Origin of the sequence: Roseburia hominis A2-183, from assembly GCF_000225345.1 — a bacterium.
In the GTDB taxonomy this organism is placed as follows: Bacteria; Bacillota; Clostridia; order Lachnospirales; family Lachnospiraceae; genus Roseburia; species Roseburia hominis.
On the sequence record NC_015977.1, the window covers coordinates 1,860,187 to 1,875,113 of the forward strand.

Annotated in this window: 9 protein-coding genes; all 9 read right to left on the minus strand. The window is 51.0% G+C overall.

Annotation, left to right across the window (positions count from 1 at the left end; genetic code table 11):
- Positions 1-103: 103 nt before the first annotated feature.
- The 9 genes from RHOM_RS08355 to argH all read right to left on the minus strand — a co-directional run bounded on the left by RHOM_RS08355 (position 104) and on the right by argH (position 14,847).
- Complete coding sequence (locus RHOM_RS08355; protein ID WP_014079863.1) at positions 104-1,114, minus strand: GGGtGRT protein; 1,011 nt, start codon at positions 1,112-1,114, stop codon at positions 104-106.
- An 18-nt stretch (positions 1,115-1,132) separates the two neighbouring features.
- Positions 1,133-1,825: an iron-sulfur cluster assembly scaffold protein gene (locus RHOM_RS08360; protein ID WP_006858743.1), complete on the minus strand. Its 693-nt coding sequence runs from the start codon at positions 1,823-1,825 to the stop codon at positions 1,133-1,135.
- A gap of 145 nt (positions 1,826-1,970) precedes the next feature.
- Positions 1,971-3,389, minus strand: a complete 1,419-nt coding sequence (locus RHOM_RS08365; RefSeq protein ID WP_014079864.1) for a YARHG domain-containing protein — start codon at positions 3,387-3,389, stop codon at positions 1,971-1,973.
- Between the two features lie 24 nt (positions 3,390-3,413).
- On the minus strand, positions 3,414-4,079 hold the full coding sequence (locus RHOM_RS08370; RefSeq protein WP_014079865.1) for an acyltransferase: 666 nt from the start codon (positions 4,077-4,079) through the stop codon (positions 3,414-3,416).
- A 15-nt stretch (positions 4,080-4,094) separates the two neighbouring features.
- Positions 4,095-6,209, minus strand: a complete 2,115-nt coding sequence (locus RHOM_RS08375) for a methyl-accepting chemotaxis protein (protein WP_014079866.1) — start codon at positions 6,207-6,209, stop codon at positions 4,095-4,097.
- A 134-nt stretch (positions 6,210-6,343) separates the two neighbouring features.
- Positions 6,344-10,366 (minus strand): DNA topoisomerase III, encoded by a 4,023-nt coding sequence (locus RHOM_RS08380; protein ID WP_014079867.1) that lies wholly within the window; start codon positions 10,364-10,366, stop codon positions 6,344-6,346.
- A 64-nt stretch (positions 10,367-10,430) separates the two neighbouring features.
- Positions 10,431-11,795 (minus strand): ATP-binding protein, encoded by a 1,365-nt coding sequence (locus RHOM_RS08385; RefSeq protein ID WP_014079868.1) that lies wholly within the window; start codon positions 11,793-11,795, stop codon positions 10,431-10,433.
- A 313-nt stretch (positions 11,796-12,108) separates the two neighbouring features.
- The gene (asd, locus tag RHOM_RS08390) at positions 12,109-13,200 is read right to left on the minus strand and encodes an aspartate-semialdehyde dehydrogenase (protein WP_014079869.1); all 1,092 of its coding nucleotides are present in this window, start codon (positions 13,198-13,200) and stop codon (positions 12,109-12,111) included.
- 240 nt (positions 13,201-13,440) lie between these two features.
- Positions 13,441-14,847, minus strand: coding sequence for an argininosuccinate lyase (argH, locus tag RHOM_RS08395; RefSeq protein ID WP_014079870.1), 1,407 nt, complete (start codon positions 14,845-14,847; stop codon positions 13,441-13,443).
- Between the last annotated feature and the right edge of the window lie 80 nt (positions 14,848-14,927).

Genomic DNA, 14,927 nt, shown 5'->3' on the forward strand with positions numbered 1-14,927 from the left:
TGAGAAAGATCTTCACTGGAAAATCAAGAAATTTATAGAATAAAAAGCAAGGAACATACCGCTTAAAGTATATTCCCTGCTTTTCAATTAAATACGATACTACTTAGAACTTACCAGCTTTGTGAGCTTCCTCAACACTTACTGCAACAGCAACTGTAGCACCAACCATCGGGTTGTTACCCATTCCGATCAGACCCATCATCTCAACGTGAGCCGGTACGGAAGAGGAACCTGCGAACTGTGCGTCAGAGTGCATACGTCCCATGGTATCTGTCATACCGTAGGAAGCAGGACCTGCTGCCATGTTGTCCGGGTGAAGGGTACGGCCTGTACCACCGCCGGATGCAACGGAAAAGTATTTCTTACCCTGCTCGATACATTCTTTCTTGTATGTACCTGCAACCGGATGCTGGAAACGTGTCGGGTTCGTAGAGTTACCGGTGATGGAAACACCTACGTTCTCGTGATGCATGATTGCAACACCTTCCTGAACGTCATCTGCACCGTAGCACTTTACAGTAGCGCGAAGTCCGTTGGAGTATGCCTTCTCGTATACAACGTTTAATTTTGCTGCCTTGTAGTCATACTGTGTCTCAACGAATGTAAATCCATTGATACGAGAGATGATCTGTGCAGCGTCTTTTCCAAGACCGTTTAAGATAACGCGCAGAGGTTTCTGACGTACTTTGTTTGCCTTCTCAGCGATACCGATTGCACCCTCAGCAGCTGCGAAAGACTCGTGACCTGCCAGGAAGCAGAAGCACTCGGTCTCTTCCTCTAATAACATCTTACCAAGGTTACCATGTCCAAGACCTACTTTTCTGTGGTCAGCAACAGAACCCGGGATACAGAATGCCTGAAGACCCTCACCGATTGCTGCAGCAGCATCAGCAGCCTTTGTGCATCCTTTCTTGATTGCGATTGCAGCACCTACTGTGTAAGCCCAGCAAGCGTTCTCGAAACAGATCGGCTGAATCTTCTTTACCTGATCATATACATTCAAACCAGCATCTTTGGTAATCTTCTCTGCCTCTTCGATGGAGCTGATACCATAGCTGTTTAATACAGCGTTGATCTGGTCAATTCTTCTTTCATATCCTTCAAATAATGCCATTTTCGTCCGTCTCCTTTCCTACTCTTCTCTCGGGTCGATGATTTTAACAGCATCTGCTACACGGCCGTACTGTCCCTTTGCTTTCTCCCAAGCAGTGTTCGGATCATCGCCTTTTTTGATGAAGTCAGTCATTTTTCCAAGAGAAACGAACTGGTATCCGATAACCTCGTTGTTCTCGTCAAGAGCGATACCTGTTACATAGCCCTCAGCCATCTCCAGATAACGAACGCCCTTCTCCTTGGTTGCGTACATGGTACCAACCTGGGAACGAAGTCCTTTTCCTAAATCCTCAAGACCGGCACCGATTGCAAGTCCATCATCAGAGAAAGCACTCTGTGTACGACCGTAAACGATCTGTAAGAATAACTCTCTCATTGCTGTATTGATGGCATCACAGACAAGGTCTGTATTGAGTGCCTCAAGGATGGTCTTACCCTGTAATACCTCTGCTGCCATAGCTGCAGAATGTGTCATACCGGAGCATCCGATGGTCTCAACTAATGCCTCTTCGATCACACCATTCTTCACATTCAGGGAAAGCTTGCAGGCACCCTGCTGAGGTGCACACCAGCCTACACCGTGTGTAAAGCCTGAAATATCTTCAATTTTTTTGGAATGAACCCACTTGCCTTCTTCCGGAATCGGAGCTGGTTCATGTTTTGCGCCCTTTGCGACTGGGCACATGTTTTCAACTTCCTTAGTGTAAATCATTTTAAGACTCCTTTCGCATAAATAGAACTGAGTTGTTAAACATTGTTACACATTTAACATACTGCATTTATTCTCTCACATTTTCTTGATTTTCACAAGTGGGTACTGCAAATTTTATGCACTTTTGTCAAAACAGCTGCTTTTCTTACATTTGCGTCACAGGTAAAAACCCTTCCGTTCCGTCTTTTGCACGCACATACATCCAACCGTCTCCGTCCGACCGGATACAGTAGATGTCCTCCCCTGCCGCAATCGTCTGTTCTGCTGATGTCTCATCCATCGAAAAATACACGGTCAGTGCTCCCTTATGCTCCAGCTTACACGGCTCGTAATAGGAATAAAGCCCGCCGTCCGCATGCTCGATCTTCTTCTCCGAACTGTTGTACCAGGCATACCCCTGCAGGATGCAGTCTGCCGGCTTGTCGTAACGGATCAGATCCATCACACCGCCCTGGCCGTTAAAACCGCTGAATCCGGCATTCCGGTCCCGGAACGGGAATCCTCCGACCTCTCCCAGATAGTAAAGATCTCCATCATATTTGAAAAAATGGGTCGCCCCGATGCCATCTGTTCCTTCATCAAGTACGGCAATCTCCAGACCATCATCCTCTTCCGGTGTTCCGATGTTCTCCACAAGGTCTGTCACATAAAACGCATCCTCAACCGGCGCGTGCATCTGAATGTACTCGGCAAGGTCGTACGCTGTCCCGTCGATCGTGAGCGTGCAGACCACCTGCTCCCCCTTACCGGTTACCGTGTAGCTGACTTCGTTAAGAACTCCATTGTCCAAAAGAGCGATCTCTGCGGTCTCGCCTGCCGAATAGGATTTCGGATATATATGTTCCGCTTCATATGCCGTCTGCATTGCCTTGATCAGTTTCAGATTCGCCTGCTCAATCTCACTTAATCCCGCATCGCCTGCAGTCGCTCCCCCGGCGGGCGTATACCAGCTGCACGCATCAAAATGCGCCTGCAGGTAGGTGTCATCAAAGGTTTTTCCATGTCTGGCATAAATCTCGTTTGCCGCCAGATAGAGTTCCTGCTCTGACAGATCCGACAGATTCTCCTCCGTCACCGGCAGTATTGCGCCAACCGGAACGACATACTGATCGGCATCGTAATGAACGTCATCCGCATCGATCTTCACACTTGATGCGATGGCCGTGACCTCCTCCATCATGGATCCGTACTCTTCCACGATTGTCTGATCCTCCGTATCGCACGCAACATCCGTCGGCTGCATCAGGTAATACAGCGTTCCGTCCTCCGTGTAGGCGATCAGGTTCTCTCCCGCACCGTAATTCATCCATGCGTCGCTTTTTTCAAAGGAACACAGGTAGCCAAGTCCTTCCATCTTCTCATAGGAAGCCGTCTGATAGATGGTAAATCCATTCTCATCCTCTTTGATCGTACAGCGGTCCGCCCAGTCTTCCGGAAGCATCACTGTAATGTCGTTCCATGTATAATCTTTACCGTTCTCCACAGGTGAACTGTTCTTTGCGCCGCATCCTGTCAAAATCAGCATTCCTGCAAGAAGCATTCCCTGCACCCATCTTCTCTTCATTGTCTCTGTCCCTCTTCTGTTGTCCTACCGCTTTTCCACTACCTCGCTGCGGTTCTTGTAAATCGAATTTGCCGGAACCACGCCACGCACGCTCGAAAGCGGATAAACATTGGTGTGGCTTCCGATGACGGTTCCCGGATTCAGCACGGAATTGCAGCCGACTTCCACATAGTCGCCGAGCATTGCTCCGAATTTCTTTAACCCTGTTTCAATTTTCTCATCATGATCCTTTACCACCACCAGCGTCTTATCCGACTTGACATTGGAAGTGATCGAGCCGGCACCCATATGGGATTTGTAACCGAGAATCGAATCTCCCACGTAATTGTAATGCGGAACCTGCACGGAATTAAAAATCACAACGTTTTTCAATTCTGTTGAATTGCCCACCACGGAGCCTTTTCCTACGATGGCATTCCCCCTGACAAAAGCGCAGTGTCTGATTTCCGCATCCTCATCAATAATTAAAGGTCCATTTAAGAAAGCAGTCGGTGCAACCGTCGCACTCTTCGCCACCCAGATATTCTCGCCGCGCTGCTCATAGACCTCCGGGTCAAGCGTCGGTCCCAGCTTCTTTATAAAGCCGCTGATTTTCGGCAGAGCCTCCCACGGATAGGTCAGTCCCGCAAACAGTTCCGCCGCAATCGTCTCCCCTAAGTCATATAACTGGCTGATTTTTGCTGTTTCCATCACACAAATTCCTCTCTATTCCCTGTAATTTTTATTGACATAAGCCTGGATCTCTTCGCTGTCCTCCGGCATACGGCATCCGACAATGAACTCACCATCATTATCCGTACTGCGGATGATATGTCCGTCCAGCGTCCGTGCCTCCTCCAGCGGGAAGTCCGGGATTTCCAGCAAAATATCCTGCCCGATCGCATTTGCGAAATCCTCCTGATGTGCGCTGAATGCGAAACCGCCTGCGCTGATATTGATCATCCTGCCGTTGTAAGCTTTGCCGGATTTTTTCAGCGTCACGGTACATGCATTGGCAACCGGCATACGCGGATACTTTCTGCGGTTGATGACCTTCGGGTTTGTCGCCACAGCAATCCGGTAGCTGTCGGCACCCGCATTGGAAGCGGCGGATACGCTGACATCCTCCCATGTATACAGTGCATTGTTGACACAGATCTGCAGTTCATATGTAATGTCTTTTTTCTTTATCTCAATCGTTTTTCCGGCTTCCGGCTTGATCTTTACCAGAACTCCGTCGCTCTGACTCTCAAACACTTCCCCGTGGAACTCCGTCCCGGCTGCCTGTGCTCCGTTCTTAGCGACTAACACCACATGCATTCCCGGCTGCGCATCGCCAATTCCCATGAATCCGCCGCTACCGAGTTCTTCCATGAGCTTTCCTACCACACTCTCAATCTTATCCACATTGACGGAAGACTCCTCGTATTTGCTGAGCATCGTGCGGGACGCTTCGTCGGACTGGTTGATGCACTCCGTCATGACCTCCATGGTATCGCAGATCTGCTTCATGTTCTCCACCATGTCGCTGTTGGAAGCTTCCACTTCCTTCATAGCGCCGTCAATTACCCCGATATTCTGTCCCAGCTTTTTGGAATCATCGGTAATGCTTGTGACACTCTCCTGCACCTGCGTGAGCTTCTCTCTTGTCATGCGGATCATCTCAAGCGTCTTGGTGATGGATTCCGTCATCTTCTCCGAAGTCTCCTCCAGATGATCCAGTGCGTCCCTGATACGTCCGGAAGAAGTCTTGGTTCCCATGCTCAGATCCTGTATCTGACCTGCCACCACGGCAAAGCCCTTTCCGGCTTCCCCGGCTCTCGCCGCCTCAATCGAAGCGTTCAGTGCCAGAAGGTTCGTCTGGAACGTGATTCCCTCTATGGTACCCGTCTCTTCCTTTACCATTTCAAATTTCTGCTTAAAGTTCTCGAGCACCTGCTCGACCTCGCCGGAAAGCGCCGCCATGGTATCCGTCGTATTCATGACATCCGCAAGTTCTTCCGCACTCACATCCGCATGCTCAACCGACTCCTGGATCAGCGTCACCATCTCATCGATCAGTCCCGCCACATTCTGCACCTGCGTGCTGATGTCGGTACTCCGGTCCATGGAGGACATCGTCTTATTGTGGAGAACATCGTTGTTCCGGGTGAGTTCCTCCATACTGCTTACGACGGAATCCGCTCCCTGCCGGTTCTCATCCGCCAGCTCACGCACAACCGTAACGCCGTCCACAATCGAGTTGCTCGCTCCCTTTACCTGTCCCACCGTCGTCACGACCCGGCTCAGATTATCCCGGATCGATGCCACCAGCGCTCCGTCCGACTCATTTAAGTGGTCGACAGAAAGAATATAACAGATATAACACAGAAGCAGTGTTGAAAACTGCAGGTAATAGTCTGTCATTTTCACATTCGGATTCAGGCCGAGGAAGACATGGAGCAGTGCACTGAGCACAATGACGATCTCGTTTGTGACCGCGCACCGTATCATATAACTGCGATCCTTGAACAGAATCAACATACTCGTCAACGGCAGAATATATGCATAGGCGGTCGCCGAGTCCGTGATACACACCACATAGGCATAGAAAAAGCCATATCCGAGAGCCAGGACATCCTTATAACACGGTGTCGCTCTCCCCTTTAACTTCAACGTCAGCAGTCCGATTGCAAACGGCACCCACGCCATAACCAGAAAAACAACATACTGCGTCGCCGTATAGATTCCCTTGGAAAGGTCGCTTCCGTATGACAGTGTCATAATCGCAATCAAAGCCAGCCATACTTTCATTGCCTTTAAATTGGCTTTCTCTTTAAAGGCCTGCTCATTGTACTCCATGCCCTGTTTCCTCCTGTGTCTTCTGCCGGATTCTATCAATAACTACTCAAATTTTAATGACATTTTATCCGGCTGTCAATAGCAAGCATGCACCGCACGCCATCCGATTTTTACTTTCTTTTCTCATTCGTTTCTCATCCAGGAAATTCATCCAGAAAATTGGATGCAGCCGCCTGCTGTTTTGCCTCTTCCTCCTCGTAAGCCGCATACTCCTCCGCCATCGCATCATAAAACGGAGGCACGTCCTCCTCAATGTACTGTGCGCCGTCCTCAGCCGCCAGCGGCTGCGGCTGTGCATTTTCTTCTAATTCCTCATAGAACATGCGCTCCCCGCCCTTGCCGTCGGAAGCACCCTCACGCTTTGTGCCGGGATTGTCAAAATCAAACACAATGCGGTCATCCTCCAGCTTTAGGCAGGTGTCAAACGTGTTGCCGGCTTTTGACACAAACCCGGTCACTTTATCTTTGGTTTTCCCTGTCTCTAACAGTTCGCGCATGACCTCCTCGGTCAGCGCCACCTTCGCCACCGTGTGGGAGACCTTAAAACCGCACTCACACTCGTAATACCACTGGCTCTTCTTTAACATTTTCCCGCATTTCGGGCAGGCAAGTGTTGTCTCGACGGGCTTTGGCTTCTCCGGAAAATCAAATGCGATCTGCCCTTCCGGCGTCAGCTTCAGCGGCGCGTCGAACTTCATGCCGGTCTTCGCCACAAATCCCTTGATCACGTCCGTCTTCCCGCGGAGCAAAAGTTCCTTTACCTGTGCTTCCTTTAATGAGACACCCGCGATCTTGCCGATTGCGAACCGGCAGCTGTCCGGATTCTCCTTTGAATAGTTGGCACAGCCGTATCCAAACATCGTCTTTACGATATCTCCGCCGCAGACCGGACATTTTACATCCTTTACCTTCGGCGCTTCCAGATCCGTAAAATCAAACTTCAGCCCCGTGACCTTTCCCTTCTCATCCTTTGCCAGTGCGACGCGCGCATCAAATTTCTTCCCGCTCTTCGACTTAAAGCCGCGGATCGTTCCGGTTCTTCCGTTGGTCAGAAGCTCCTTTACGTTCGCTTCCGTCAGTGCCTTCTCCGCCATCTTCCCGACAGAGAACCGGCAGCTGTTCGGATCGTCCTTCACATAATTGGCACAGCCAAAGCCGAACGGCGTCGCCACGATATCACCGCCGCAGATCGGGCACACCACATCCTTGATCTTTTTGGCTTCGACATGTTCAAAATCAAATCTCAATTCAATTCTTCCGTCTTCCGTGTGTTCCAGAGCGACACAGGCGTCAAACTTCTTCCCGCTCTTCGACTTGAATCCGCGGATCGTTCCGGTTCTCCCCTGATTTAAAAGCTCCTTCACCTGCGCTGCGTTTAAGTCCTTTCCCGCCATCGTACCGATTGCAAACCGGCAGCTGTCCGGGTCATCCTGCCTGTAATTCGCGCAGCCGAACCCGAACGACGTCTCCACAATCGCCCCGCCGCAGATCGGACACACGACATCGGGAACAACGGCGGCATCGTTCTGTGAAAAATCAAATGCAATATTCTTTCTTCCGTCCTCCGTCTGCTCCAGCTTTAAACAGGCATTGAACTTCTTTTTATTCCTGGCAGTAAAGCCGCGGATCAGACCGGTCTTTCCGGTCGTAAGAAGCTCCGTCAGATCATCGACGCCCAGCGCCTTTCCCGCGATCTTTCCCACGGAAAAATAACATTCATCGGGATGCTCGTGGTGCTTGACGCAGCTATAGCCAAACGGCGTGATCTCCACGGCAGAACCGCACACTGGACATACGACACCCTCCAGGATTTCCGGCTGGTTCTTTGAAAAATCAAATCCAACCGAAACTTTTCCCTCATCATCCTTTTCCAGGATGAGGCTCGCCGAGAACTTTTTCTTCGACTTCGAGACAAACCCGGACAGCACGCCGGTATGTCCTTCGGTCAAAAGCTCCTTTACTTCCTCATCGTTTAAGTCTCTTCCGGCGATTGTACCGATGGAGAAGCGGCATCCGCCGCCATCTTTCTGATAATTGCTGCACCCGTAACCGAACGGCGTCGTCTCGATCGTTCCTCCGCACACCGGACAGGGAATGCCGAGGCTGCGCTTCGCCGCAAGCCCCTTTCCGCCCTTTCCGACGAGCGGGTGGATCCGCGTGGCAATCTGGCCGGTCAGATCCTGCTCGATCATGGCGACCGTCTCCCTGCGGATAAAATCCTCCAGTTTTGAGCGGTAATCCTCCATCACGACCGCTCCCCGCGTAATTCCGTCCAGTCCCTTTTCCCAGGAAGCTGTCATCTTGGGGTTGAGCAGTGCCGGAACCGTCATCGAAACCACCTCAAAGATCATTTCCCCCAGCCGCTCCGGCGTGAGAACCTGCGTCTTTTTGTTCAGATTCAGATAGCCGACCCGAACCAGCTTTTTGATGATCTCTGCCCGCGTGGCAGATGTACCGATTCCGGAACCCTTGATCTGCTCTCTTAATTCTTCCTCCTCGATGAGCTGTCCGGCATTCTCCATGGCGAGCACCATCGATCCTGACGTGTAACGCTTCGGCGGGGAGGTCTTCCCCTCACGGATGACATAGCCGTCCGAAAAAAGCGTCTCTCCCTTTTGAAGCTTGTCGGCATACGCCAAAAGCCCGGCGTTCTCCTCTTCTTCCTGTGCAGCCTCAGCATCACCGCCCTGCGTCTGCTCCTCCCCGTCCGTCTTCGCCGCATTCCGCTCCTTCGCCGATTTCGGAATGCCTGCAATCTCCAGATAGCCCGGAACCTTTAACTGCTTCGCGGAAGTGTAAAGCTTCTCACCGCCTGCCGCAACGACAAGCTTCACCGTCTGATACTCCGCCGGCGGATAAAAAATGCTTAAGAAACGGCGCACAATCATCTCATAGACGCTTCGTTCAAGACTGTTTAAAGATTCCAGCTCTGTGAGCTGTCCGGTCGGAATGATCGCGTAGTGGTCGGTAATCTTGGAATCATCCGTATACTGCGTGTTCGCAATGTTCCGGCAGCGGCCTTCCTTCATGATGCGCTCCACATAAGGAGCCACCGGCGCAAAATTTTTCAGTCTGCTGATATTTTTTGTAATCTCTTTTGCCACCGCCGAGGAGAGCACACGTGCATCCGTTCTCGGATAGGTGGTAAGCTTCTTCTCATACAGATCCTGCGCCACCTGCAGCGTCTCATCCGGACTGATCTTAAAACGCTTGGAACACTCCGCCTGCAGCTCCGCAAGATTGAAAAGCAGCGGCGCACGCTTTTTCTGCGTCCCTGTCTCCACGGAATCAATGAGCGCTTCCTGTCCCTTTAACTCCGCAATCAGCGTCTGCGCGCTCTCTTCCTTTTTAAAGCCGTTTTCCTTATATAAAAGCGGCGACTCAAAATATTTAGAGCCTTCTATTGCCTTCCACTCCGCCGTGATCCGGCATTCTTCCTCTCCTTCGGGATGAAAGGTTCCCACGACACGGTAAAACGGCGTCTCTGTAAAATTGCGGATCTCGCGCTCCCGGATCACAACCATGCCAAGAACACAGGTCATGACGCGGCCGACCGCGATCGCCGTATAGCTCGATGTTCCCGCCGCATCATTCAGAAGTTTTCCGTACTTTACCGACATGGCTCTGGAAAAATTGATTCCCATCGCATAATCCTCGATCGTCCGCATCACACCCGACTTTGCGAGATTGTCATACTCCGACATATCTTTTGCCTCACGGATGCCGCGCAGAATCTCCTCCTCAGTCTGCGAATCGATCCAGACGCGGAGCTCCTTCATGCCCTCGCGCACGCCGCCGAACTTCCGGATATTTTCCTCGATCGTCTGTCCTTCTTTTCCGGCATCTCCTGCCCAGTAGACCGTGTCAATATCCTCGCGGTGCAGCATTTTATGTACCACATCATACTGCCTGCTCACAGATGGGATTACATTATATTTGTAATCCCGCGGCAGAAACGGCAGATCTTCCAGCCGCCATTTTTTATACCGCTCATCATACTCCTCCGGGTACACCATCTCCACCAGATGCCCCACGCACCAGGTGATGACATACCCGTCGTTCTCTATATAACCGTCATTTCTTCCGGATACGCCGAGAATCCGCGCGAACTCCTGCGCAACACTCGGTTTCTCCGTGATGATCAAAGATTTTGCCACAATCTGTTCCTCCAATTACTTTCGCATGAAGCAAATTATAGCATTTTTCTCGACATCGGGCAACTTACAGTTCATTCATATCCACGAGCACGAACCGCTTATCCCGCTCCGCCATGGCGGTAACCTCCGGTGCAAATCCCTGTGCGGAAAAGAGGAAATAATATTCCGCGCCGATTTTTGCCCGCTTCATGTTAAGGAACAGCGCCTCGCACATTTCCATCGTAAGCTCGGGTTCCTGCCAGTTGCAGAGTCCGACCATATTCTGTCGAATCTCATTCTGCGCAATGATGTCGATATTCCCCTCTTTGCCAACCCAGGTTCCCATGCGTGCAATCTTAAGCGGAAGCTTTCCCACCATACCGAGAAGTCCCAGATATTCCATGCATACCTCCACAAAATACCGGGAGAGGTACGCATCCAGTCCGGGCGCGATATATCTGTCGTAGAATTCTTCCGGGCGGGTCATATACAAATCCGACAGATGCGGATAGATAAAGTGAAACCAGAAATTCACATAATTGTCGCAGATCCGATACACACCTTTCTTCGTGTTCTCCCAGCCGCCCGTCTCAAACGATACCACCTTCTGGATGATATCAAATGCCGCCAAATTCTTCATATAGACGCTGATCTTGGCGCGCGAGAATCCGGTCGTCCGGTACAGATCATTCAGCTTGTCCTGCCCGGCCGCGATCTGCGCCAGGATGGTCTCATAGACAGACAGTTCCCGCAGACTCTCCCCGATCAGATCTTCCGCCGCATGGTACAGATAGCCGCCCGGCGAAAGAATCAGTCTACAGATATTGGTCTTTACATCCGCTTTTGCGTTCCAGCGGTTGATGTATCCCGGCACACCGCCGATGATGCCGTAAGTCTTGATACATTCCGCCACCGGATACTCGGGCAACGCCCGCACCACTTCCAGAAAATTCAGATTCGTAAATTTGATTTTCCGGTCTATTTTGCGGCATGCCGCCTCACCGATACACTCTGGAAGTTCCCGCTCTGCCCATGACACCGCCGAGCTGCAGAGCAGAATCATCACAGGTCCCGGATAAAGCCTGTGCGCTTTCAGTTTCAGCACCGCCTCCATAAAAGTAGGATCCTTTTTGGCAATATACTGAAATTCATCGATCACGACTACCAGCTTCGTGGGATCACCGCTCTTTACCCGGTTAAAATATTCCTCATAGGTATACTTCTGCAGCATCACCTCAAACCGCGCCGTCAGTTCACGCCCCATCTGCGCGCGCTGCTCTCGCTCCGCCACCTGTCTCGCGCGGTAATAAAAATGCTTCTTGTTCTGCACAAATGCGCTAAGCAGCCTCTCCTTCTCCGAGTCCGTCCGCCCGTACAGCACAACCAGCTGATTGCCCGGTTCCCGGTAGCACTCTTCCAGTTCCATTAACACCGACGATTTTACGACCATCTCTTCTCCTCTGCACTTTCCTGCCGGGCACGAAAAGCCACACCGCATCCCATATCCGGCACATTCTATCTGTCCATATGTTCTGCGGAAATTATATCATTTTTTAACTTTCCGGGCAATAAAAAAGAATCTCGCTTGCGAAATTCTCCGCGCGCAAGCGGTTCGCAAAGCGATATTTTCCTTACCGCGAGCTGCGCATCCTCGCGGAGCGTTTTTTATTTTCATAGGGAAGTTCTACTTTCACACATTAACGTATCACGCTATTTCCTATGAAATAAAAAAGAATCCTGCAAGCAGGATTCTTTTTTATTCTTTATTTCGCTGTGATGTATCCCTGTGCTTTCAAAAGCTCTGCGCAGAGCACTGCACCGCCTGCGGCGCCGCGCACGGTATTGTGGGACAGTCCCACGAACTTCCAGTCATAGACCGTGTCCTCTCTCAGACGTCCTACCGAGATACCCATACCGTTCTCATAGTTGACATCCAGAGCGATCTGCGGGCGGTTATCTTCCTCGAGATACTGGATAAAATGCTCCGGTGCGCTCGGAAGCTTTAACTCCTGCGGAACACCGCTGAAATTGCGAAGTGCCTCGATCAGCTGCTCTTTTGTCGGGTTCTTCTTAAACTTTACGAACACCGCCGCAGTGTGACCGTTTAACACCGGCACACGGATGCACTGGCAGGTGATGACCGGGGATTTGGCCGGAACGATCGCTTTCTTCTCCGGGTCCACATGTCCCCAGATACGAAGCGGCTCCTTCTCCGACTTCTCCTCCTCACCGCCGATATACGGAATGATATTGCCAACCATCTCCGGCCAGTCCTTAAAGGTCTTGCCGGCTCCGGAAATGGCCTGATAGGTTGTTGCCACCACCTCATACGGCTCAAATTCCTTCCACGCCGTAAGCACCGGCGCGTAAGACTGAATGGAGCAGTTCGGCTTTACAGCCACGAAACCGCGCTTTGTGCCAAGACGCTCCTTCTGGTATTTGATGACCTCCATATGCTCCGGGTTGACCTCCGGAACCACCATCGGCACATCCGGTGTCCAGCGGTGCGCGCTGTTATTGGAAACGACCGGAGTTTCTGTCTTCGCATACTCCTCCTCAATCTTCTTAATCTCTTCCTTTGTCATGTCCACTGCGGAAAATACGAAATCGACCTCTGCCGCAACCTTCTCCACTTCGTTGACATTCATAACGACAATCTTTTTCACTGCTTCCGGCATCGGTGTGTCCATCTTCCAGCGGTCTCCGACTGCCTCCTCATAAGTCTTACCGGCACTTCTCGGGCTCGCTGCGATCGTTGTCACTTCAAACCACGGATGATTCTCCAGCAGAGAAATAAATCTCTGACCAACCATACCTGTACCACCCAGAATACCAACTCTCAACTTTTCACTCATGACTCTTCTAATCTCCTCATCTTTTTCTTATGACACCCGCTGTGGCATACGACTCCGCCTCTCATTGCCTCTGCCGGATCATCACACGTACCTGCTTTTTGCACTGTTCGTGTCCGTCGGTGGCGAACAAGTGTCGTCATAGTGAATATATTATGCCATTTCCCGTCAAAAAGCAATGCTTTTTTCGTAAAACTTCCCGGCTTTTTTTGACAGTTCTTGTACATTTCTCACAATGTCACGTTACTGTATTGAAGTTTCAAGAGGCTTCCACTCTTCCTCCAGGTACTTCTTCTCCGCTGCGATCACCTGTTCCATCGCCTCTTTTCCCGGTGCTCCCACCGTCAGACGCTTGTTCACGCAGGTTTCCATGGAGATCGCCTCATAGACATCATCCTCAAACACCGGACTGATTGCCTTTAACTCCTCCAGGCTCATATCATCGATCGCAATTCCCTTTTCGATGCAGTAAAGCACGATCTGTCCCACAATTCCATGTGCATCGCGGAACGGCACCCCGTGGTTCACCAGATAGTCGGCGGCATCCGTCGCGTTGGTAAAGCCTCCGTTCGCCGAAGCACGCATGCGCTCCCTGTTGAACTTCATCGTGGCGAGCATGCCGTTAAACAGCGCGATACAGCCTTTGACCGTGTCCATCGCGTCAAAGGAAAGCTCCTTGTCCTCCTGCATGTCCTTATTGTACGCAAGCGGAATTCCCTTCATCGTCGTGAGAAGCGACATCAGCGCGCCGTAGACGCGTCCGGTCTTTCCTCTGACTAATTCTGCGATGTCCGGGTTCTTTTTCTGCGGCATGATGCTGCTTCCGGTACTGTACGCATCATCAATCTCCACAAACTGGTACTCGTTGGAATTCCAGATAATGACCTCCTCCGAAAAGCGTGACAGATGCATCATGATCGTGGCGCAGGCAGACAAAAATTCGATCAGATAATCGCGGTCAGACACGCCGTCCATGCTGTTTAAAGTCGGTCCGTAAAAACCGAGCAGTTCTGCCGTGTATGCACGGTCAAGCGGATAGGTGGTGCCTGCGAGCGCTCCGGAACCAAGCGGACAGTAATTCATCCGCTCGTAGATGTCATGCAGGCGCAGGCGGTCTCTCTTAAACATCTCAAAATAGGCCCCCATGTGATGCGCGAGCGTGATCGGCTGAGCTTTCTGCAGGTGTGTGAAACCCGGCATGATCGTCTCCGTATTCTGCTCCATGATATGCAATATCGTGCCGAGCAGTTCCTTTAAGAGCGCATCCACATGGAGCAGCTCTTCTCTGGTGTAGAGACGCATATCGAGCGCCACCTGGTCGTTGCGGCTGCGCCCGGTATGCAGCTTCTTTCCGGTGTCTCCCAGACGGTCGATCAGATTCGCCTCCACAAAGCTGTGAATATCCTCATATTCATCCGTTATAACAAGACGTCCGGCTTCCACATCCGCAAGGATTTCCTTTAAGCATGCGACGATCGCCTGCATCTCCTCCTCGGTTAAGATTCCCTGTTTCCCGAGCATCCGCACATGTGCAATACTTCCCTCAATGTCCTGTTTATAGAATTTCTGGTCAAACGAAATAGACGCATTAAAATTATAGACCAGCTTGTCGGTCTGTTTGGTAAAACGTCCTCCCCATAACTGAGCCATTTTAAAAACCTCGCTTTCACTACATTTCCTATCATTCTACATGAAGTTCGCGCTTCCCGCAAGTCCTTTCATGCTTTACC

What these genes read in the sequence shown, in the direction of transcription:
- RHOM_RS08375 (WP_014079866.1), bottom strand. Translation starts at nt 6,209, where the DNA reads ATGGAGTACAATGAGCAGGCCTTTAAAGAGAAAGCCAATTTAAAGGCA.
- RHOM_RS08370 (WP_014079865.1), bottom strand. Translation starts at nt 4,079, where the DNA reads ATGGAAACAGCAAAAATCAGCCAGTTATATGACTTAGGGGAGACGATT.
- RHOM_RS08365 (WP_014079864.1), bottom strand. Translation starts at nt 3,389, where the DNA reads ATGAAGAGAAGATGGGTGCAGGGAATGCTTCTTGCAGGAATGCTGATT.
- RHOM_RS08360 (WP_006858743.1), bottom strand. Translation starts at nt 1,825, where the DNA reads ATGATTTACACTAAGGAAGTTGAAAACATGTGCCCAGTCGCAAAGGGC.
- RHOM_RS08385 (WP_014079868.1), bottom strand. Translation starts at nt 11,795, where the DNA reads ATGGTCGTAAAATCGTCGGTGTTAATGGAACTGGAAGAGTGCTACCGG.
- asd (WP_014079869.1), bottom strand. Translation starts at nt 13,200, where the DNA reads ATGAGTGAAAAGTTGAGAGTTGGTATTCTGGGTGGTACAGGTATGGTT.
- RHOM_RS08355 (WP_014079863.1), bottom strand. Translation starts at nt 1,114, where the DNA reads ATGGCATTATTTGAAGGATATGAAAGAAGAATTGACCAGATCAACGCT.
- argH (WP_014079870.1), bottom strand. Translation starts at nt 14,847, where the DNA reads ATGGCTCAGTTATGGGGAGGACGTTTTACCAAACAGACCGACAAGCTG.